This window comes from Acinetobacter sp. TAC-1, assembly GCF_029025845.1.
Lineage (GTDB): Bacteria > Pseudomonadota > Gammaproteobacteria > Pseudomonadales > Moraxellaceae > Acinetobacter > Acinetobacter guillouiae.
Window position 1 is genome coordinate 4,411,718 of sequence record NZ_CP118892.1, and the last position, 19,866, is coordinate 4,431,583.

Genomic DNA, 19,866 nt, shown 5'->3' on the forward strand with positions numbered 1-19,866 from the left:
AACATATCTTGATTCTTCATTTTTTAAAGGGCTGATTCGCAGCTTTATAGGCGATACGGTTCATCCAATTACACGCCAATTCATCAGATTTATGATAAAAAAATTCATTTTGAGGATGATATTTTCCACGATAGTCGTTTCCATCTATTGTGAGCTTTACATTGCTATATAGGGTGTTTTCCTTGTCTTTGAATCGCGTCCAAGCCACATTATTCCAATTTCCTGTTGCTTCTATTTCTAAATCTGCAAATACCTTTGCATCAACGATATACGGTAAGAACTCAATATATTCCTGATTACTATTGGCTGACAAACTTTGCCAACAAATAGAGCCTTTTGGAAATACTTCATTTGGCGAATAACCTAACCCTAAGATTGTAAGTAATATCTGACCTGCTGCACTACTCCTCATTTGGCGGATTGGATTATAAATATCATCCGTAATCAATTGCCCAGAGACATCAATTTTCTTATATTGATAAGATAAAACCAAAGGTTGTTCAGCAATATAATTACTCACGGAATATTGTAATTTCGTTCCATCAAATGTTGCAGACTCACCCAGCAAGTATGTATTTTGATCTAATTGTGGTGGGGTAAATGTCGAAATCGCATTTTGTGTTAGATAATATTTTGAAGTTTCTTCTATAGAAGCATCTTGAACCAAGAGATTTTTATTTTCATTAATATGGTAAGTTTTTGCTCCGAATAGTAAGTCAATGCCTCCACCTTGAAATGAATATAGGGTATCAAATTTATCTGATTCGCTTTTTGAATCATCCGATCCACCACCACAAGCTGTTAAAATTAAAGCATTGATTATAAAAAATATTGTTTTTTTCATTATAGCAGTTCACTCGACTATTTGTTTTGAATCATTATTAACCAATATTTCATAAAATCACAAGTGAAAATTGCTTAAAATTTGACTGTTTTTATTTCCATATAGTTGATTATTAACATTATTACAACCTTGTTTAGACCTCATCATTTATCTTTCATCTCTATAAAAAAGCTATTTTATCGTTTATGAAAATCAGGCTTGAGGATGATCTTTATCATGATATTGTCTCATCACTTTCTCTTTATAGACTTTAAATGCATTAAAGCCTTGTGAAAGCACAAGCAACATTTCTGCTGCACTGTTCACCCATACAGCATCATTCAAATCGGGAATATTGTGTTGATCATGATTAGTAGCTGGAATGATATACATGGGATTAGTTTGCGGATTGACGATCAGCATTTTTCCAGCCACGCACAGATCATAAATAAAGATGCATTCTTCTTCACTTAGTGTGGCATGGTATATTCCACCTGTAATAGGTTCAGATTGCTCTAATGGGTCTAAATATAAATCACTCAAATAACCATTAAAAGCTAAAGCCTTTTCATTCTGATCAACTAATGCTCCACTACCTACTTGAGTATGAACATATAATTGATTTTCCGCTAAAAATCTGGAGAGTCCATCACGATCGGCATCGACTATCTCCTGATTTTTTATCCGTATAAACAGTAGAGAAAAGCCCATAATAGGTTCCTTTATGATGATTCTAAAATATTTATCACAAACAATCGCTATTCTCTATTTATTTAAATCTGAGTACGACCGACTTCTACTGCCTGACGGAAGGCCTGTTGATCTCTTGGAGAAACCAAGACCTGTTTGATTTTTCCATCTTTCATATATTCGATTTTCAAACGATCTAGAGATAAGGCAGGTGATGAAATCGAATTATTGGTTTTGCTGATGTTTTGAATATTTGCCAATGGGATATGCCATTTTAAAAATAGACTATGAATGATCAATGCTTCATTTTCAATGATATAGCGTGTATTGAAAACTGGCCACCAAATCACAGCAATAGTTAAAATATACACCGCTGTATGCTCAGGATATTCAACCATAGTGCCTTTTGCATACATGGTATAAAGCAATTGAATCAGTAGACCTGTCATTGCGATTAAAAAGCCTAAAATCCACCAATCAATTTTAGTATGAAATTTTTGCATCACGCTCTTCAAAGTTTCCCCATACAAAATATTATTCTATCTGAATTTCGAGTTAAATATGACTATAAAATCATCGATTTACATAATAAAAAACGCCCTTTCGAGCGTTTTAATTTTTGACTAAATGTCTAAACATCAATTTTTTAAATAGCGATCAAAAATTTCAGAAAAATCATAATTCTCAATCTGTCGAATACGCTGGTTGGCATAATCTTCAACTTGTTGCGCAGTCTGATTGATGATTTCAGGTAAATTTAAAATTGCCTGTTCACTAAGCTCGCGTAAGTTAAACATTTTCTGCACATTGTCAGTGCTTTGTAATAGCACATTACGTTTACGATTGATCTCTTTGCAAGTTTCACCAATGGTAAATAAAGCTTTATAAAGATCACGAATTTTCTCGATTTGTTTTTTATCAATATCGATAGAAAAATGCTGTTCACCTAATTGGAACTTGATTTCAGCATCTAAATCCACGGTACCTGCTGTTTCTAAAAGTACATTTTTAATTGGATTGTGCTTATATAAGTAGCGATACAACATACGTTTTTTACTGATTGCACTTTTACCATCTAGGTGCATAAAGGCCACATTGGTAAAGCAATATTCATCTGTTTTACTTTTGATGACAAAGAAAATTTTCTCGTTATCTTCATGAAAAATATAATCATCAATATCTGTTTTATTGAAATCATGTGGCTCAATAATTGTTCCAATATCACTCATACCCATCATTTCTGAGGCTAAATTTTTAAACATTTTGTGTTTTCCAGCGCTTTTATAAATTATGAAAGTAAATTAAAAAAATCGAGCGTTAAACTCAAGTCAAAATTTGTTATTAAAAAACGCCCTGGCGGGCGTTTAAAATCAAATCATTTTTTCAAAAAATGCAATGATCTGTGACATATATGGTCGAATAAAAATCAGGAAGAAAATCCCTAACATCAAGAACCACTTTAAAAAGTAATACAACTGACGATTGGTTTTTTTCAAGGCTTTGGCTTTAATGCGGATTTGGTACACATAACCAAAAACTTTGTTTAACCCCCCTGTTTGATCACCTGCTTCATTTGGAGAACTGGCAGCTGTCATCACTTTTTTACCGAACCAGTGATTAAAGCGCTGCATAAATCTTGTTTTTAATGGACGCTCTACATCAGCAAAAAAGATAATACGATTTTGGTCTGTGGTATTTTCAGCATAATGAATATAGGTTTCATCAAAGACCACGCTTTCACCATCACGCCATGAATAACGCTGACCATCTACATCAATAAAGCAACGATCATCATTTGGCGTAATGAGCCCCAAGTGATAACGCAATGAACCTGCATAAGGATCACGATGGCGCACTAATCGACTATCAGGTGCAAGCTCGGTAAACATTGCTGCCTTGATACTTGGCAAGGTTTTCAGCAATTCAGTTGTTTTTGGGCAAAGCTCTGCTGCTGACGGATGCGCTGAGTCATACCATTTTAGGTAAAACCGTTTCCAACCTGTTTTAAAGAATGAATTAAAGCCTAAGTCATCATATGTACTTGAAGCCTTGATTCCACCTTTGGCATATAACGCTTGCGCCTCTTCACGAATCATTTCCCAGTTTTCATCTAACACTTTTAAATCTTTAAAATGTTGTGTGTCGATATACGGCTGATTCGGCACTTTTGAAAACATATACATGAGAAAATTAATTGGTGCGAGTATCGTTGAATGGTCAAAAAATTGACGATAAAACGAATGTCGCACTTTACCGCGATTTTGGATATACAAAGCAGAAATCACAAAAATCGCCAATATGATCCATTTAATCATACAGCACTCTTTTCATTAATCAGGTTAATCAAGCAACATGTGCTGATAGAATTTTAAATCTCAAAAAGTGAGAATGTTTCTACAAATTATAACAAACCTATAAATCAAAAAGCCATAATGACCTAATTGTATGTTTTTATTAATTATTATTAAAAATAAACCAAATTTGTAGTCACTTCTACAAATTTGGTTTAAGTTTTATTAGACAAACATCTAAGTTATTTTCTTATTTATTCCAATCAATCAGTCTTAAAGAAGCCAAAGCTGATGCAGCTTGCGTGTTATATATAAAACACCCATTCTTGAACCGTTCAATATTTAACGTTGCTGTTCTTCTTTGTTTGTCTGTTGTGGCTATGGCTAGCAGTTTTTCCCATTGTTTAATTTCTTTGGCTCTCGTCCATTCAATGTCACTTTCGTAATTAGCCAAATATGTTTTATCTTGATATTTAACTGCCACATAATCATCACTGGTTATGCCCGTATCAGTTTCATAAATAGTTGTCCAAGGAACATTTTGCCAATTACCACTTGAATAACGATAGGTTAGGTCTAATGGCTTAACTTGTTGATTTAAAAAATCAACATAACCAGAACTTGCTTCTTTTAATTCTTCAAATGTTCGCTTCGATTCAGTATCTGTCTTGAAACTAAAATAGTCTTGGTTGTTCTTTTGAGAGATAAAACGATAACAGTTACTCCCCTGTGGAAAACGATCATTGCCGTATGAAGCTAATAATTTTCGTGCTTCATTATAATTATTTTCACTGTCGAAACCTAAACTACGATAGCCTGGTAAAACCGTATCAAAAATATTTTTTCCTGAGACATCAACTTTTTCTAACTTAAGATCCGTTTTAACATTACCAATTAAGGTTGAGGTCCATGAAGTCATAGAGTTTAATGCAACTGTATTCGGTGCAATCTCACGTGGCGTATATAATTTGTTGGCTGTTAATATATATTCTCCTAGAAATTTGTTAGCGTCAGAACTCTTAAACTGTTTATTGAAAATCTCATAATATTCCATAGTCAAGTTATCAGAGTCATCATCTAATTCATAATTAACAGAGTAATAGCGTGTTCCATTATCCAAGCTGTCTTGTGCTGTTGAAGGTTTCGAATTATCTGATGAAGAGTCACTACCTCCTCCGCATCCAACCAAAGACAAGGATAAAAAAATAGCTGTAAATGCGAGGTTCTTGTTTTGTGTATTCATAATGGGTTCTTTTTTTGAGTAGATACAAAGCAAATATTACATATATAATACAAAACATTCAATAGATTATAAAGATTTTCTAAAGATATAATTAAATTTCACAGCAATTGACCTAAATGACAAAAAAAATGAATCACTATGGATGGTTTTTCTTATTCATTTTTGTAAAGAAAGGCACAAAGGAATTTACATTAAATAAATAAATTTCAAATATTTATGCAAAGAACATATAAAATTCTTAAAATTTAAAAGCTTAATTTAATCTTCTACTCAAAAAAAATTGATGACCCTTGCGTCACGGCTTGATACAACTTGTTAGGTTATTTTTAGATATAGTTATCGTAAGATTAGTGAAGTCGAAATGTGTGCGGGAATTGCATACACACTTCAAAACATCAACTTAAGAAGTCCTCCAAAAAAGGAGATCAGGGCATGATCCACGCTGGCAATGCCATTACCGTCCAATTGCTTTCGGACGGAATTGCAGAATTCCGCTTTGACTTACAAGGTGAGTCGGTTAACAAATTCAACCGTGCAACGATTGAAGACTTTAAAGCTGCTATTGAAGCTGTAAAAAATAACAGTGAAGTGAAAGGTCTCATCGTTACCTCTGGTAAATCAACATTTATCGTTGGTGCAGACATCACTGAGTTTGGTGAAAATTTTAAGCAAGGTGAAAGTGCAATTGTAGAATGGGCAATGCCTGTTCACGAGATTTTTAACGCTTTTGAAGATCTAGAGATTCCTAAAGTTGCTGCGATCAATGGTATTGCATTGGGCGGCGGTTTTGAAATGTGTTTGGTATGTGACTACCGCGTAATGTCAAATGCTGCAACAGTGGGCTTACCAGAAGTTAAACTGGGTATCATTCCTGGTTTCGGTGGTACTGTTCGTCTAAGCCGTTTGATTGGTATTGACAATGCGGTTGAGTGGATCGCGACTTCAGCAAACAAACGTCCAGATGCTGCGCTGAAAGACGGTGCTGTAGATGCAGTTGTTGCGGCTGACAAACTCCAAGAAGCTGCGATTGATCTTGTTAAACAAGCAATCTCTGGTCGTTTAGACTGGAAAGCAAAACGTCAAGAAAAATTAGAGCCTGTTAAATTAGACATGCTTGAACAAATGATGGCGTTTAACTCATCTAAAGGTGTGGTCCTTGCGAAAGCAAACCCTGCTCAATACCCTGCGCCAAAACTTCTTCTTGATTCACTTCAAGCTGGTGTAAGCCAAAAACGTGATGAAGCGTTAAAAATTGAAGCTGAAGCATTTGCTAAAGCTGCGATTACACCACAAGCAGGTGCATTGATCGGTTTATTCATCAATGACCAAGTTGTGAAAAAAGCCTCTAAAAAACATGAGAAAGGTGCTCACCCTGTTAACCAAGCAGCTGTTTTAGGTGCGGGTATTATGGGTGGTGGTATTGCTTACCAAGCGGCAAGCAAAGGCACACCAATCATCATGAAAGACATCGGTAACCCACAGCTTGCTTTGGGTATGTCTGAAGCGAATGGCTTGTTGACTAAACAAGTTGAACGTAAAAAGATGACACCTGCAAAAATGGGTGAAACACTTGCACGTATCCGTCCTACTTTAAGCTATGACGAGTTTAAAGAAGTTGACATCGTGATTGAAGCAGTCACAGAGAATCCTAAAATCAAGGAAGCTGTGTTACGTGATACAGAAGCAAAAGTTCGTGAAAATACGATCATTGCTTCAAATACCTCTACGATTTCAATCACGCGTCTTGCAAATGCATTGACTCGTCCTGAAAACTTCGTGGGTATGCACTTCTTTAACCCAGTTCACATGATGCCTTTGGTTGAAGTGATCCGTGGTGAGAAAACATCTGAAGAAGCAATTGCGACAACTGTTGTTCTTGCTCAGAAAATGGGTAAAACACCAATCGTTGTAAACGACTGCCCTGGCTTCCTTGTAAACCGTGTATTGTTCCCTTACTTTGGTGCGTTTGACCTTCTGCTTAAAGATGGCGCGGACTTCCAACAAGTTGACAAAGTCATGGAAAAATTCGGCTGGCCTATGGGACCTGCTTACTTGATCGACGTTGTGGGTATCGACACTGGTGTGCATGGTGCTGAAGTTATGGCTGAAGGTTTCCCAGACCGCATGAAGCCTGACTATAAAGGCGCGATCGAAATCATGTACGAAAACAAACGTCTTGGTCAAAAAAATGACATTGGTTTCTACAAATACGAGCTTGATCGTAAAGGTAAGAAAGCAAAATCTATTGATCCAACTGCGTATGAGCTTGTTGCAACGATGGCAACAACTGAAAAGCACGAGTTTGATGCTCAAGAAATTATTGACCGTATGATGCTAGCGTTCTGTAACGAGACTGTTCGTTGCTTAGAGGACAACATTGTTTCTACTGCTTCTGAAGCAGATATGGCAATGATCATGGGTGTAGGTTTCCCTCCATTCCGTGGTGGTCCAGCGCGTTACATCGACCAAACAGGTGTTGCTGAATATGTTGCGCTTTGCGACAAATATGCACACTTAGGTAAGGCTTATGAAGCGCCACAAATGTTGCGTGACATGGCTGCAAACAACAAAAAATTCTACGGTTAAGGAGCAACGTGAATGGCTACTTTAAATCCACGTGACGTTGTCATCGTTGATGGCGTACGTTCTGCAATGGGTAAAACCAAAAACGGTATGTTCCGCAATGTACGTGCTGACAGCTTATCTGCTGAATTGGTTCGTGCTTTAGTTGCTCGTAACCAGTTTGATGTCAATGAAGTTGAAGATTTGATCTGGGGTTGTGTTAACCAAACCCTAGAACAAGGTATGAACATTGGCCGTAACATCGTGTTATTGGCTGACTTACCGAAGACTGTTGGTGGTCAAACTGTAAACCGCCTCTGTGGTTCTTCTATGCAGTCAATCCATACTGCTGCGGCGCAAATTGCAACCAACCAAGGTGATGTATTCATCATCGGTGGTGTAGAGCACATGGGTCACGTTGGTATGATGCACGGCATCGACCTTAACCCAGAAGCATCTAAGCATTATGCGAAAGCATCTAACATGATGGGCTTAACTGCTGAAATGTTAGGTCGTATGAACGGCATTAGTCGTGACGAACAAGATGCGTTTGGTGTTGAATCTCATCGTCGCGCTTGGGCTGCAACTCAGGAAGGTCGTTTCAAAAACGAAATCGTGGGTGTTGAAGGTCATGATGCCAATGGCTTCAAAATCCTTTGCGACATCGACGAAGTCATTCGTCCAGATGCAAACCTTGAAGCATTCAAAGCGTTACGTCCAGTATTTGACCCTAAAGGTGGTACTGTAACTGCTGCGACTTCTTCTGCATTGTCTGATGGTGCATCAGCAATGTTGTTGATGTCTGCTGAACGTGCTCAAGCTTTAGGTCTTAAGCCACGTGCTGTAATTCGCTCAATGGCGATTGCAGGTTGTGATGCTGCGATCATGGGTTATGGTCCTGTTCCTGCAACACAGAAAGCGCTTAAACGTGCTGGCTTAACGATGGAAGACATTCAAACCATCGAGTTAAACGAAGCATTTGCTGCTCAAGGTCTTTCTGTAATGAAAGGCTTGAACATCTATGACAAGCAAGACAAGATCAACTTAAACGGCGGTGCGATTGCATTGGGTCACCCATTGGGTTGTTCTGGTGCACGTATCACCACTACATTATTGAATGTGATGGAACAACAAGATACTCAAATCGGTCTTGCAACGATGTGTATCGGTCTTGGCCAAGGTATCGCGACAATTATCGAACGTGTTTAATTCTTAATTAAATACCAAGATATAAAATCCCCGCTTAATGCGGGGATTTTTTTGAATAAAAAATAATAGTAAAGATAATTTAAACTTTATTTTTAATAAAATTTAACTTAACCTGTTCATTCTTTACACTGAAATTAAACTTTGCTAAATAATGACAGAACGTAGCCATGAAAAAATTTGTATTTCCCCTTGTTGCAAGTTTCGTATTTACAGGCTGTGCAACAACAAAAATTTCGACTGAAACTCGTAACCAACTTAACCAAACACAACCAAGACTTAAAGCTGAACCTGTGGCTATTTTAGTTAATAGCTGCTTACTCACCAATGAAGTGGGCAAAGATCTTATTTTGAATCAGCCCTCACAATTAACCAGTGAAAAATTTATTCAGATATTTTCTCAACAATTAAATCAGAATGGTGTTCAAATCGGTGAAATTGCATCACCGTTTATTTGTGGTTCTATGCCAGAAGAACAACTTAAAAAGTATGATTTTCTGGAAAATAAAGACTCAAAACGTAAAGAGATTACAAACTATCCACTTTTGAACGCTAATCACTCAAATATGAATGCTGATCAACAAAAGGCTGTTTTAGCTTTTAATCAGTTTACTTCAAAATCAAATGAAGTCATTTTGGCAAATGCTCGAAACAAAAAAGTGACTTTAGCACTTCCGATCCTTGAGAAGGAGACATTAAATACTTTAAAAAACTGGTCAAAATCGAATTATATTTTTGTGGTATCGATTGATGGTTTAAAGGCATCAACAGGTTCTAAAGTAGCGCTGGGTGCACTAAGCCTTGGTGTAACACTTGCAACTTTAGGAGCAGGTTCTAGTCTTGTAACAACTTATATACCCAAAGAAGGTCAATTTTATTCAGTAAGCTTATTTGATTTAACCAAACAAGAATTTGTATGGAATAAACATAGCACGCTCAAAGGAAATATTTTTTCCACTAAAAATCATTCAACAGAAGCACATACAATCTTGGATCCTTTATTTGAAAATAAAGAAAAATAAATCGGTATTCATCACAATATAGCAATAATGATCCAATACATTTAATTTTCAATAAAATCGCCAAACACAAAAAAGCCAATCCACAGATTGGCTTTACAATATGCTTAAAATTTAAAAGATTATCACTTCGGTAAGCCGCTTCGCCATTTATCACCTAACATCAAATCTAAACGGTCAGCATCGATATTCAACTTAAAAGTTCCATTACGTACTGCTTCTAAGGCTTTCTCACGATTCATCCCCATCGAAAGTGGCTCCATCATGGTAAACAAACCTGATGTTGGGTCAGAGGACTGCAAACCAGCAGCCACAGCTAAAACATACTCTCTGAGTAATGGTGAAGAAATTTGATTTATATTCGGTTCAGAGGCTTTGGGCTGCATATCAAGCACAGCAAAATTATCGCCTATCACATAATTTTGGATCTCATTCTCTTTTTTAATGATCTGATGCTGTAACGCTTTACGTACATCCTTATCTTCTTGATAAGGAACAACACCTACAGCTTCTTGACGCAGTTCAGAATCCGCCATCACTTTAATGGTAGGCAATGAGGCAACTTCTTCTGCCTGTACAGTGGGTAACCAAACAGAAAGAGCCGTTGCAAGTATCGAAACTTTGATAAAGTTCATACATTTCACCTAAAAAATAAATCATCCTATACATTCAATAAAATGATTCAATACATTTAATATTGTCTATTAAATAGGCTATAACAAATTATAGCGAGATTCACTAAAGCTCAGATAAACGGTAAATACTGTTAAAATTCTAAAATAAAGATTAAATAGGTTTTACTCATTCAACAGCTTGAATAGAGCCACCGATAAATTTTTTCCAACTGATCCGTTTCAGTTTATAAGAGGTCGATTATGAATCTTGCTAAAGTTGCTGAGATAACTCAAGTCAGCCCGCGTATGCTCCGTTATTATGAAGATCTCGGATTAATTCGTCCGCGACGAACAGCGAATCACTATCGAGATTATAATCAAGCAAACATCGAGGATATTCAAAAAATTAAAGTTCTCAATGATGCTGGCATGCATTTAAAAGACATTAAATTATTATTGCCATGTTTCGATTTGGCTGAGGAAAAACTTACCTTATGCTCAGTTGCCAAAGAGACATTAGAAATGGAGTTAGAACATATTTCAGAAAAATTGGCCAAACTCAAAAAATCTCAAAGCTTATTAACATCTTTTCTAGTGCAAGGAAAAGTTGAAGAAACTAAACGCTAATCGAGATCAACCTCATTGAAGTGCTTTGGCCCGCTCTTTTTCTTCACTATTCATATCTTTCCAAGCTTTTCGATCATTCCAAAACCAATAGCCATTTTTATCCTGTGCAACACATCCCTCATCAGATTTGGTTTTAAAACTTGCATAATCTGCATCCTCAAGTTTGCCAAAACGTTCTTCATAAATATGATGCTTGTCTTTTGCGTAGCAATCTCCGAGCAGTTCAAAACTACTGGCATCTGCACCCTCCAAAATAGAAAAACTGCCCCCATCCAGCATGCTAAAGTAGCGATAAACATGCCGTTTATCTTTATACAAATTAGAAGGGTTTAACTGCTTAAAGCTCGCTAAATCTATAGTGTCATTCAAAGAAGGTCCATCTTCACCACCAAAACCCAAATGTCGATAAAAACGCTCACCCATCATCGACAGGCTTTTGCTGGGCAAAACATGTTCAGATAGAAATATGCTACAACGATTTGCATAAGGAAACTTTAAAGCCAATTCTCGTTGAGGATTGATATATAAATTGTCCCGCACAAGGCTCCATTGCTGTTTTTCTTGCTCAGCATTTAAAGCCGCTCGCTTTTCCTCCACGACACATTGGTCATACTCAATTTGTTCAGCACATAAAATAGGGGCTAAGCCTAAAAAATGCTTCCATCCATAAACCTTTTTATAAGTATCGACATCCAGAATGGAATCTCGGTCAATTTGATACACAGCAAAATGATAACGATATAAAGCAACGCTTTTACAATCCTGCTGAACGAGAATTGGCGTCTGGTAGACATAGCCAATTCCACCCAGCAATAGCAGTATAGATATTGCAAAAAACAGCGATACTTTTATATTTTTCATTTATTTACTTCTAAAATTTACAAGGCTTCTTCTAATACTTCCGCATTTTGCTCTTTTTTCTGATTGATTTGGCTATTCAATTTCAGTACATCCTGAAACAACTGGTTAAACTGTTTCACTTGAGCATCTTCCTTAAACAAAATTTGATTGCCCTTCTTTTGCCACTCATATTTTTTTAACAGATCAAACATGGTTTCAGCTTTACCTAAAATTTGTAGCTCATTTAAGATTAAGGTATTTTCAGGATCAAGTTCAGCATTCTGTTCGAGCTTATCCTGTAATGGTTTTTTGAGGTCCTTGCGCAAATCTATTTTTTTTAATTCGTTTAAAGCCTCAATTTTATTTTGTCTATTTTTTTGCTGATATTGCTGCATCGCTTGTCGTACAGTCACCAGCATCTGTGTTGTTTCGACATAGTTCTGTTTACGGTCAGCATCCAAACGATTTACATCTAAAAAATGATCCCATTTGGCCGCTGCGAGCTGATTTAAATAAGTGTTTCGTGTATCAATATTCTTGGCCCAATATTTGAGTAAAAATTCGGACAAGGTTTTGTAATCACCTTTGAGCCGATTATCATGAATATCAATATTTACTGGTTTCGAGCGGTCTTGAGCTTGTTCAGAAAGTTGCCGCATTTTTTCAGTCATCACCAAATCAAATGCTTGGCGATTGGCTTCTTCATTCTTTACTGAAGTATGGTCATAGTAGAAAAATCCAATAACAGCCAGAAAAATGATACCGAAAACAATCAAAAGTCGACGCATACCAAGCTCCGAACATCCTTATAGATTACTTAGAATATCCTAAGCGACTCTTTTTTGTATATTAATTATGCAAAATAACAATAAATAACCTTTGCTGAATAAGCTTAAAATGAGCATCGCTTAAAAGTTTCACTTTAAATTTATGCAAACAAACCCCATCATAATCCAGAATTAGATTGTTAGAGATTTCCCATGCGCGTAGATATTTGGTCAGATGTGGTTTGTCCTTTTTGCTATATCGGTAAAAAACGTTTAGAAGCTGCTGCTGAACAAGCAGGTATTGAGCTTGAAGTCCATTGGCACAGTTTTGAACTTGATCCTGAAGCACCTACGCGTCAAGAAGTTTCAAACTCTGAACGTCTTGCGCAAAAATATGGACGTAGCATCCCTGAAGTTGAAGATATGCAACGTAATATTGCAGCAATGGCGAAAGAAGAAGGCATCCAATTTAACTGGGAAAATGCCAACTCAGGAAATACCTTTAATGCCCATCGTATCATTCACCTTGCACAAAGTAAGGGTTTAGGTTCAGAAGCAGAAGAAGCTTTTTTCTATAGTTATATGACTCAAGGCCTACCGATTGGTGAACGTGAAACAATTGAAGATGTCGCATCTCGTATTGGCTTAAATCCGATCGAAGTTGATGATGTTCTAGACTCTGAAGAATATGCTGACTTTGTAAAATTCGATGAACAAGTTGCTCATGAACAATTAAAAGTAACAGGTGTACCATTTTTTGTCTTTGATCAACGTGTGGCTTTAGCGGGGGCTCAACCACGTGAAGTCTTTGTACAAGTGTTAGAAAAAGCCCTTGAAACTGCAAATGATGCTGAAATCGAACAACAGGATGGCCCTGTTTGTGCTGATGAGTCTTGTGAAGTTCCCAACAAATAAACTCAGCCAATGAAGAAATTCCTTGAAGGAATTTCTTCATTGTTCAATAACTATCATAATATTTAAGAAAGTGGTTAAAAAACCAACGTAAACAGATCATAAAAATATATTGAATAATATCTATGCCTTATTTTTAATGGGTCATTTTTTAAAATTTTACGTGCCATTTTTGCAATACAGCGTTGCAGAAAAGGAACTATTCATCACCTTTTTCTTAGACTAAGATCTGTAAATATTTTTCGTTCCCACGAAATTCATGCGCTGTAGTTTCTTTTTTAATTTTCTTATTTTTTAAGACACAACACCTCCTCTTTTGGAGGTGTTTTTGTTTATGCCATAATAAAATCAGCCTTGAGGATAAAATTAAAGTTATCCACAACAGCGTATAATTTTTCTTCATTCTCGTTTTCAAACGTGCATGGCAGCTATAGTCCAAACCACCTAATTATTAATACAAGTGATTTGCATCAAGTGATTGATCAGAAATGAAGCTTATATTTTTGTATGAGCTTTTTAAAACTATTAGTTATCAATTCGTTTTTTGTGCTTTTGAATCATAGATGGTTATCCTATCGTGGGGCGACAGGGATGTCGCTGTTGGGCGGGGGTATAGGACGTACCCCTCGCCCATGAGCAAAAACAAAGCACAGCTTTGTTTGCAGCGCAAGGTTTAGCATCGCCTACGCAAAAAGATTTAAACTTTGAATGTAAGGTGTGGCATTGCAAGCTTTTTATAATCAAAAAATTTTCCATTCAATTGATTTTACTAAAAATATTAATTAAGAGAAATTATATTCTTTTGTGTAAATTTTTTGATAGATTGACGATATTAGGCTTCTTTCATAAGTCCTTTTTAAAACTATAAATCAACATAAAATCCCCCTCATCCTAGCCTTCTCCCAGAGGGAGAAGGAACTTTCGATACGCAAAAGAATTTTTAGCTTAAAAGCTTTACTACAATTGGGCTTTGTACAATAAAAGCACTTATCTATTCAAAAACAGCTTAAGTCACGCTTTGATTCGCGATATCGCTGATAGAATGCGCTTCATTTTAAATAAATTTATGTTTTTTGTACTTAAAATAGCGATTTCATTGAAATTCAGTGTTTTTTTAAGGCATAGTTATACTGAAAATTAAAAACTGAATGACTCAAAGTTTAAGAAGTGGGCATATGAATAAAATATCAATCTTCTCAAAACTACCTTATGTCTTAATATTAGGCGGTTTTTTTGGGAACGCTGCATTTGCAGAAGTAAATAGCAGTCTTGAAGCGAATGCTAAAACGGGGAAAGTTGATCAGCAACCTTCTTTAGCCACCACCAAAGACAATGAGATCGGCTTGCTCAACTATATTCCAAAAATTGTTGACTCAACACCGACCATTTTCCCAGAGCAATCTGATCAGGTTATTGTTCCCCCAACAGACGCGACAGAAGATCAAACCTGGGCCGACAAAAAGCAGAAAAAAATTAGCAACTGGGCAGACCGCACAGCCAATAAAATGGATAACTGGTTTGGAAAAACTGATCCAGCACATCCAGCATCAGCAACGTTGCGGATCATTGTTGATAATCAATGGAACAAACATGATGGTTATGATGTCAATCCACGTATCCGAGGCAAAGTAAAATTACCCACACTTGAAAACCGTTTAAGTGTGGTGTTTGGTGATGATTCATTAGATGATGAAATTTCCAATAATATCGCGATCAACAACAATCATGCTGATGGTGATCCAGATAAACGCGTGGATGGTAAACAAATTCGCGATGATAACAGCTCGATTGCTTTACGTTGGTCACAGCTTTCTAAACGCTTACCTTTTGACTTAGATGCAGACCTTGGTATTCGTTCAGGTGATGATATTTATGCACGTTTAAAGGCCCAAAAGGATTGGAAACTGGGGAATGATTTTACTTTTCACGCGGAACAAATTTATCGCTATGGCATCGACAGTGAAAACTATTTGAGAACCAACTTAGAGCTAACCCATGCTCGCCCCAATCAGCCCTTTATTTCTAACCAATTCTATGTGACGTATGCAGATGAACAAGACGATGATTTAACTTGGGATAACCGTACTTATCGTCAACATCAGTTCTTTAAAAACAATCGCTTTAACTACGGTATCTATACTGGCGGTTATTATAATAATAATGACCTTAAGCTCAACAGTTGGGGGCCTTTCGTGTCTTGGCGACAACCTGTTTGGCGTGAATGGTTTTACGTACAAGGCGATTTAAATTATTTTAATGATCGTCGTGAAGATCGTAGCCATTTCCCAAGTGCTTTGGTCCGTTTAGAAGCGCTATTTTAAACATCAGCTGAATCTTTAAGCTGAACTGTGGATAAGTTTCGACTTATCCACTGATGTTGATAAAACGCCTGCTATATCCTTTTAATTCAATGAGGCAATTGAAAACAATTCAAAAGTAAAACTATAAGCGGGACCAAAGTTGCTAGAATTTGGCATATACATTGTTTCGTAGGTCATTCGCCCAATCGCCCTAACTTCTTTATCGACTAAAGCATCGTCTATTTTAAGGCTTGGATGTACTGCTATCGGTAACGCCATTCCCCCTTTCCCATCGCTAGCTGCAAGTTCATAGTTCTGACCATTTTTTTTCAATATACCAATCACAGCAGCCTGTGTATTTTGTCGTAAGAACATGGCGTTATGTACTGAAAGATCTGTGGTATTTGCATTGCGCTTTTCAACAGGTGGAAGTTCATATGCCATTCCTACTGTTGTAGCTAAACTGAGCAATACAGAACAGCCTATACATTGAATTCTTTTAAATTTATTCATTGAATGTTTTTTATAAAAAAAGCCTATCTTTAAGATAGGCTCTGTTAAAACAAATGACGACTTATTTAAGCAATAAATTGTTAATACGTTTTACATATTCCGCAGGATCATCAGGTAAACCACCCTCAGCAATTACGGCCTGATCAAAGATTACATTGGCTAAATCATCAAACTGGGCTGAACCTTCCAATTTTTTCACTAAAGGATGTTCTGGGTTAATTTCCAGAATTGGCTTAGATTCAGGTACAGCCTGACCCGCTTGTTTTAACATACGAATCAATTGCGGCGAAAGCTCACCATCACTGGTCACTAGACATGCTGGTGAGTCCACCAAACGCGTTGTCACGCGTACTTCTTTGGTCTTAGCTTTTAATGAATCAGAGAGTTTTTCAACCACAGGTTTAAACTGTTCTGCTGCAGCTTCAAGTGCTTTTCTCTCTTCTGCATCTTGTAAATCACCAAGATCAACTGCACCCTTTGCGACATTTTGCATAGGTGTGCCATCAAAGTCATGCACAAACTCCATCGCCCATTCATCAACACGGTCTGCCATAAGCAAAACTTCAATGTCTTTTTTACGGAACAATTCGAGTTGTGGTGAGTTTTTCGCAGCCGCTAAGCTATCGGCAGTCACATAATAGATGGCTTTTTGCCCTTCTTTCATGCGTGCTTTATACGCTTCCAATGATGTTGATACCTCATCATTGTTCGAAGTAGAGAAGCGTAAAAGTTTTAGAATACGTTCACGATTACCAAAGTCTTCACCTAAACCTTCCTTGATTACTGAACCAAATTCAGCATAGAAGGTTTTAAATTTGTCTTGGTCAGCCTGATCTTCTGATTTTGCTAAAGCATCCAATGTTGTCAATACACGACGTGCATTTCCTTCACGGATGGTTTTCACATCACGGCTTTCTTGTAAAATCTCACGGCTTACGTTAAGCGGCAGATCAGCACTATCCACCACACCTTGTACAAAACGTAGATAATTTGGAATCAGATTGTCTGCATCATCCATAATAAATACACGTTTTACATAAAGTTTGATGCCTGCTTTGGCTTCACGCGTGAAAATATTACTTGGTGCTTTACTTGGAATATAAAGCAATTGGGTATATTCAGTACTGCCTTCAACTCGGTTATGTGCCCAAGCCAATGGTGCATCAAAGTCATGCGTTAAATTCTTATAGAATTCTACATACTGCTCTTCAGTAATTTCGCCTTTGCTACGTGTCCACAAAGCACTTGCTGAGTTAATCGCTTCCCATTCATCTGTTTTAACATAATGACCTGGTTTTTTCTCTTCACCTTCAGCAGCTTCCTCTTCCTGCCAAACTTCCTTCTGCATCTCGATAGGTAAGCTGATATGGTCAGAGTATTTATTGATAATTTGTTTAACTTTATAAGATTCTAAATAATCCAGCGCATCATCACGCAAATGCAAAATAATCGACGTTCCACGTGAAGCCTTCTCAATTTGTTCAACTTCAAAGTCACCCGTACCGCCACTGATCCAACGTACACCTTCTGATGCATCTAAACCTGCACGACGAGATTCAACGGTAATTTTATCAGCAACGATAAAACCAGAATAAAAACCTACACCAAACTGACCAATCAGTTGCGCATCTGCTTTTTGATCACCAGATAACTTTGACATAAAGTCTTTGGTGCCCGATTTAGCAATCGTTCCTAAGTTATCAATTGCTTCTTGTTGGCTTAAACCAATACCATTGTCTGAGATAGTGATTGTTTTGGCATCTTTATCTAAGCTTACACGAACATGTAAGTCTGGATCATTCTCATAATATTCAGGATGATTAATTCCTTCAAAACGTAACTTATCACATGCATCTGAAGCATTTGAAATCAGCTCGCGTAGGAAAATTTCAGGGTTAGAATAAAGCGAATGCGTCACTAAATGTAAAAGCTGAGCCACTTCTGCTTGAAAGCTATGCTTTTTTGAACTGTGTTGTACGTTCTGTTCACTCATAAAATCACTCCGTAAATTCATAACGCTTTTTTATTGAATGCATTAGAAATGGAGTGGTTTAAGCATATTTCAATAGGCAAATTTAATTTTTTTTAAAATGGGCCTTGTTGATAAACTCGATTCATATAAATCTCTAGTTTTTGCTGACGCATCTGATACGCATCGGTTAAACAACGCAGATTGTCCTGACATTGATTGCGCAGTTGTAACCATTTCACTTGCTGATCCTGTATCACACCCCTTGTTCCCATTGGAACGAGTTTACGGATAATGGTATAGGTGGTCGCCATTTTGACATCTGCATCGTTTAAACTGCGATGCTCACAAATGGCATGTTCGCTTTTGGTCTGAGCATGCTCACAATTAAAACTTGCAGCATTGGCTATAGTGCTGCTACTTAACCCTACAAATATTATAAAAATTAAATTTTTCATATCATGTCAAAGTCTTATTGATGTTCTGATAGATTAAATGGATTTAATCAGCGCTTATATAGCTAAAAATAACGATTTTCTATTGCTTCTTGTTTCAATATATAAGGCTCTGTAAAAATAAAAAAACTCGGTAAATTTACCGAGTTTTTATGATTCTAAAGCGACTTAGAATCTATAGCTATAACCCAAAGTATAGATAACTGGATCAATATCTAAATCAAATTTTGCAGCAGTGGTATTACCCGCTTTAACAGTCACTTCTGGACTTAATTGAGCATAACGGGCATCAAAGAAAACACCCCAGTTTTTTGCATCAGCAGGTTGGAAGTTAAAACCGATTTGGCCAGCAAAACCAAAATCATCTTTAACTTTAACCTTAGTGCCCGCCAATGCCCCAGATGATTCCTCATCCCATGCAAGGAATGCTGTACCACCCACACCAATATACGGTGTAAAACGTGTAGAGTTTTTAAAGTTATATTTAAACGTTACAGTTGGTGGTAAGTGTTTAAGGTTAACTGCTTTTTCACCATCTAATTTCACATCGTGGCTAATTGGTGTCGCTAATAAAACTTCCGCAGAGAAAGGTGTTTCACCAAAGATATATTCTACAGAAGGTGTAAAAGCATATTCATGGTCTGCTTTCACAGTACCAACACCTGCAACTTTGGTGTCTTGTGTTGGTGCAATCACCGAACCACCAACTTTGACTTGCCAATCTGCAAATGAAGCAGAAGAAATTGCCATTAATGCAATAAGAGCAGTTTGCTTTAACATTATAAATACCCCAGCGTTGTTATTAATAAACATTAAACATAGGTATTAATAATATTGCAACATTTATTTAAATCAAAAATTATTATATATTTTCAAACAATTGTTATATAAGTAAATTTATTTTAATCATATCAATATAGTTGGTTTTTAAATCCAACTTAATTAATCAAGATTATTTAATTAAAACCAAGTATTTTAATCAAGATAATATTATCTATTGGTTAGTTATTTTAAATAAATCAAATCACAGCTATT

19 protein-coding genes are annotated in these 19,866 nt (G+C 36.6%); 6 read left to right on the forward strand and 13 right to left on the reverse strand.

All coding sequences use genetic code 11. The features are described from left to right. Window positions 1–16: 16 nt before the first annotated feature. The 6 genes from PYV58_RS20650 to PYV58_RS20675 form a co-directional block, all read right to left on the reverse strand. Window positions 17–844 carry a hypothetical protein gene (locus tag PYV58_RS20650; RefSeq protein WP_034613518.1) on the reverse strand — a complete coding sequence of 276 codons (828 nt, stop codon included), beginning with the start codon at window positions 842–844 and terminating at the stop codon, window positions 17–19. A gap of 192 nt (window positions 845–1,036) precedes the next feature. After that, a complete protein-coding gene (locus tag PYV58_RS20655; RefSeq protein WP_034613515.1) occupies window positions 1,037–1,534 on the reverse strand; it encodes a hypothetical protein in 498 nt (165 codons plus the stop codon). Between the two features lie 62 nt (window positions 1,535–1,596). Beyond that, complete coding sequence (locus tag PYV58_RS20660; protein WP_004818543.1) at window positions 1,597–2,016, reverse strand: PH domain-containing protein; 420 nt, start codon at window positions 2,014–2,016, stop codon at window positions 1,597–1,599. A 135-nt stretch (window positions 2,017–2,151) separates the two neighbouring features. Then, window positions 2,152–2,775, reverse strand: a complete 624-nt coding sequence (locus PYV58_RS20665) for a PH domain-containing protein (RefSeq protein ID WP_004718435.1) — start codon at window positions 2,773–2,775, stop codon at window positions 2,152–2,154. Window positions 2,776–2,883: 108 nt separating this feature from the next. Next, window positions 2,884–3,828, reverse strand: a complete 945-nt coding sequence (gene lpxO / locus PYV58_RS20670; RefSeq protein ID WP_004718437.1) for a lipid A hydroxylase LpxO — start codon at window positions 3,826–3,828, stop codon at window positions 2,884–2,886. A gap of 226 nt (window positions 3,829–4,054) precedes the next feature. Next, window positions 4,055–5,047 carry a hypothetical protein gene (locus tag PYV58_RS20675; protein ID WP_034613511.1) on the reverse strand — a complete coding sequence of 331 codons (993 nt, stop codon included), beginning with the start codon at window positions 5,045–5,047 and terminating at the stop codon, window positions 4,055–4,057. Between the two features lie 432 nt (window positions 5,048–5,479). Between PYV58_RS20675 and fadB the strand changes: the two genes are divergently transcribed. From fadB to PYV58_RS20690, 3 genes are all read left to right on the forward strand, one after another. After that, complete coding sequence (gene fadB / locus PYV58_RS20680; RefSeq protein ID WP_004818537.1) at window positions 5,480–7,633, forward strand: fatty acid oxidation complex subunit alpha FadB; 2,154 nt, start codon at window positions 5,480–5,482, stop codon at window positions 7,631–7,633. Window positions 7,634–7,645: 12 nt separating this feature from the next. Next, a complete protein-coding gene (gene fadA, locus PYV58_RS20685) occupies window positions 7,646–8,818 on the forward strand; it encodes an acetyl-CoA C-acyltransferase FadA (protein ID WP_004718442.1) in 1,173 nt (390 codons plus the stop codon). A gap of 167 nt (window positions 8,819–8,985) precedes the next feature. Further along, window positions 8,986–9,837: a hypothetical protein gene (locus tag PYV58_RS20690; RefSeq protein WP_034613507.1), complete on the forward strand. Its 852-nt coding sequence runs from the start codon at window positions 8,986–8,988 to the stop codon at window positions 9,835–9,837. 122 nt (window positions 9,838–9,959) lie between these two features. Here PYV58_RS20690 and PYV58_RS20695 read toward each other — a convergent pair whose 3' ends face one another. Further along, window positions 9,960–10,469 carry a hypothetical protein gene (locus PYV58_RS20695; protein ID WP_034613504.1) on the reverse strand — a complete coding sequence of 170 codons (510 nt, stop codon included), beginning with the start codon at window positions 10,467–10,469 and terminating at the stop codon, window positions 9,960–9,962. Between the two features lie 240 nt (window positions 10,470–10,709). On the opposite strand from PYV58_RS20695, the gene PYV58_RS20700 reads away from it, so the two are divergent. After that, entirely contained in the window at window positions 10,710–11,075 is a 366-nt protein-coding gene (locus tag PYV58_RS20700) for a MerR family transcriptional regulator (RefSeq protein ID WP_034613501.1), read from the forward strand. A gap of 12 nt (window positions 11,076–11,087) precedes the next feature. Here the strand turns inward: PYV58_RS20700 and PYV58_RS20705 are convergent, their stop codons facing one another. Further along, entirely contained in the window at window positions 11,088–11,936 is an 849-nt protein-coding gene (locus tag PYV58_RS20705) for a DKNYY domain-containing protein (protein ID WP_034613498.1), read from the reverse strand. Between the two features lie 17 nt (window positions 11,937–11,953). Beyond that, complete coding sequence (locus PYV58_RS20710; RefSeq protein WP_034613493.1) at window positions 11,954–12,703, reverse strand: hypothetical protein; 750 nt, start codon at window positions 12,701–12,703, stop codon at window positions 11,954–11,956. A 192-nt stretch (window positions 12,704–12,895) separates the two neighbouring features. Here PYV58_RS20710 and PYV58_RS20715 point away from each other — a divergent pair, with 192 nt between their 5' ends. Further along, window positions 12,896–13,597, forward strand: a complete 702-nt coding sequence (locus PYV58_RS20715; RefSeq protein WP_004818526.1) for a DsbA family oxidoreductase — start codon at window positions 12,896–12,898, stop codon at window positions 13,595–13,597. Between the two features lie 1,172 nt (window positions 13,598–14,769). Next, window positions 14,770–15,915 carry a hypothetical protein gene (locus PYV58_RS20720; protein ID WP_034617322.1) on the forward strand — a complete coding sequence of 382 codons (1,146 nt, stop codon included), beginning with the start codon at window positions 14,770–14,772 and terminating at the stop codon, window positions 15,913–15,915. A gap of 81 nt (window positions 15,916–15,996) precedes the next feature. Here the strand turns inward: PYV58_RS20720 and PYV58_RS20725 are convergent, their stop codons facing one another. The 4 genes from PYV58_RS20725 to PYV58_RS20740 all read right to left on the reverse strand — a co-directional run bounded on the left by PYV58_RS20725 (window position 15,997) and on the right by PYV58_RS20740 (window position 19,611). Further along, window positions 15,997–16,407: a hypothetical protein gene (locus PYV58_RS20725; protein ID WP_034617319.1), complete on the reverse strand. Its 411-nt coding sequence runs from the start codon at window positions 16,405–16,407 to the stop codon at window positions 15,997–15,999. A 61-nt stretch (window positions 16,408–16,468) separates the two neighbouring features. After that, a complete protein-coding gene (gene htpG, locus PYV58_RS20730; protein ID WP_034617317.1) occupies window positions 16,469–18,400 on the reverse strand; it encodes a molecular chaperone HtpG in 1,932 nt (643 codons plus the stop codon). Window positions 18,401–18,492: 92 nt separating this feature from the next. After that, window positions 18,493–18,834, reverse strand: a complete 342-nt coding sequence (locus PYV58_RS20735; protein ID WP_004818519.1) for a hypothetical protein — start codon at window positions 18,832–18,834, stop codon at window positions 18,493–18,495. Window positions 18,835–18,999: 165 nt separating this feature from the next. After that, window positions 19,000–19,611, reverse strand: coding sequence for an OmpW family outer membrane protein (locus PYV58_RS20740; protein WP_034617314.1), 612 nt, complete (start codon window positions 19,609–19,611; stop codon window positions 19,000–19,002). Window positions 19,612–19,866: the final 255 nt, after the last annotated feature.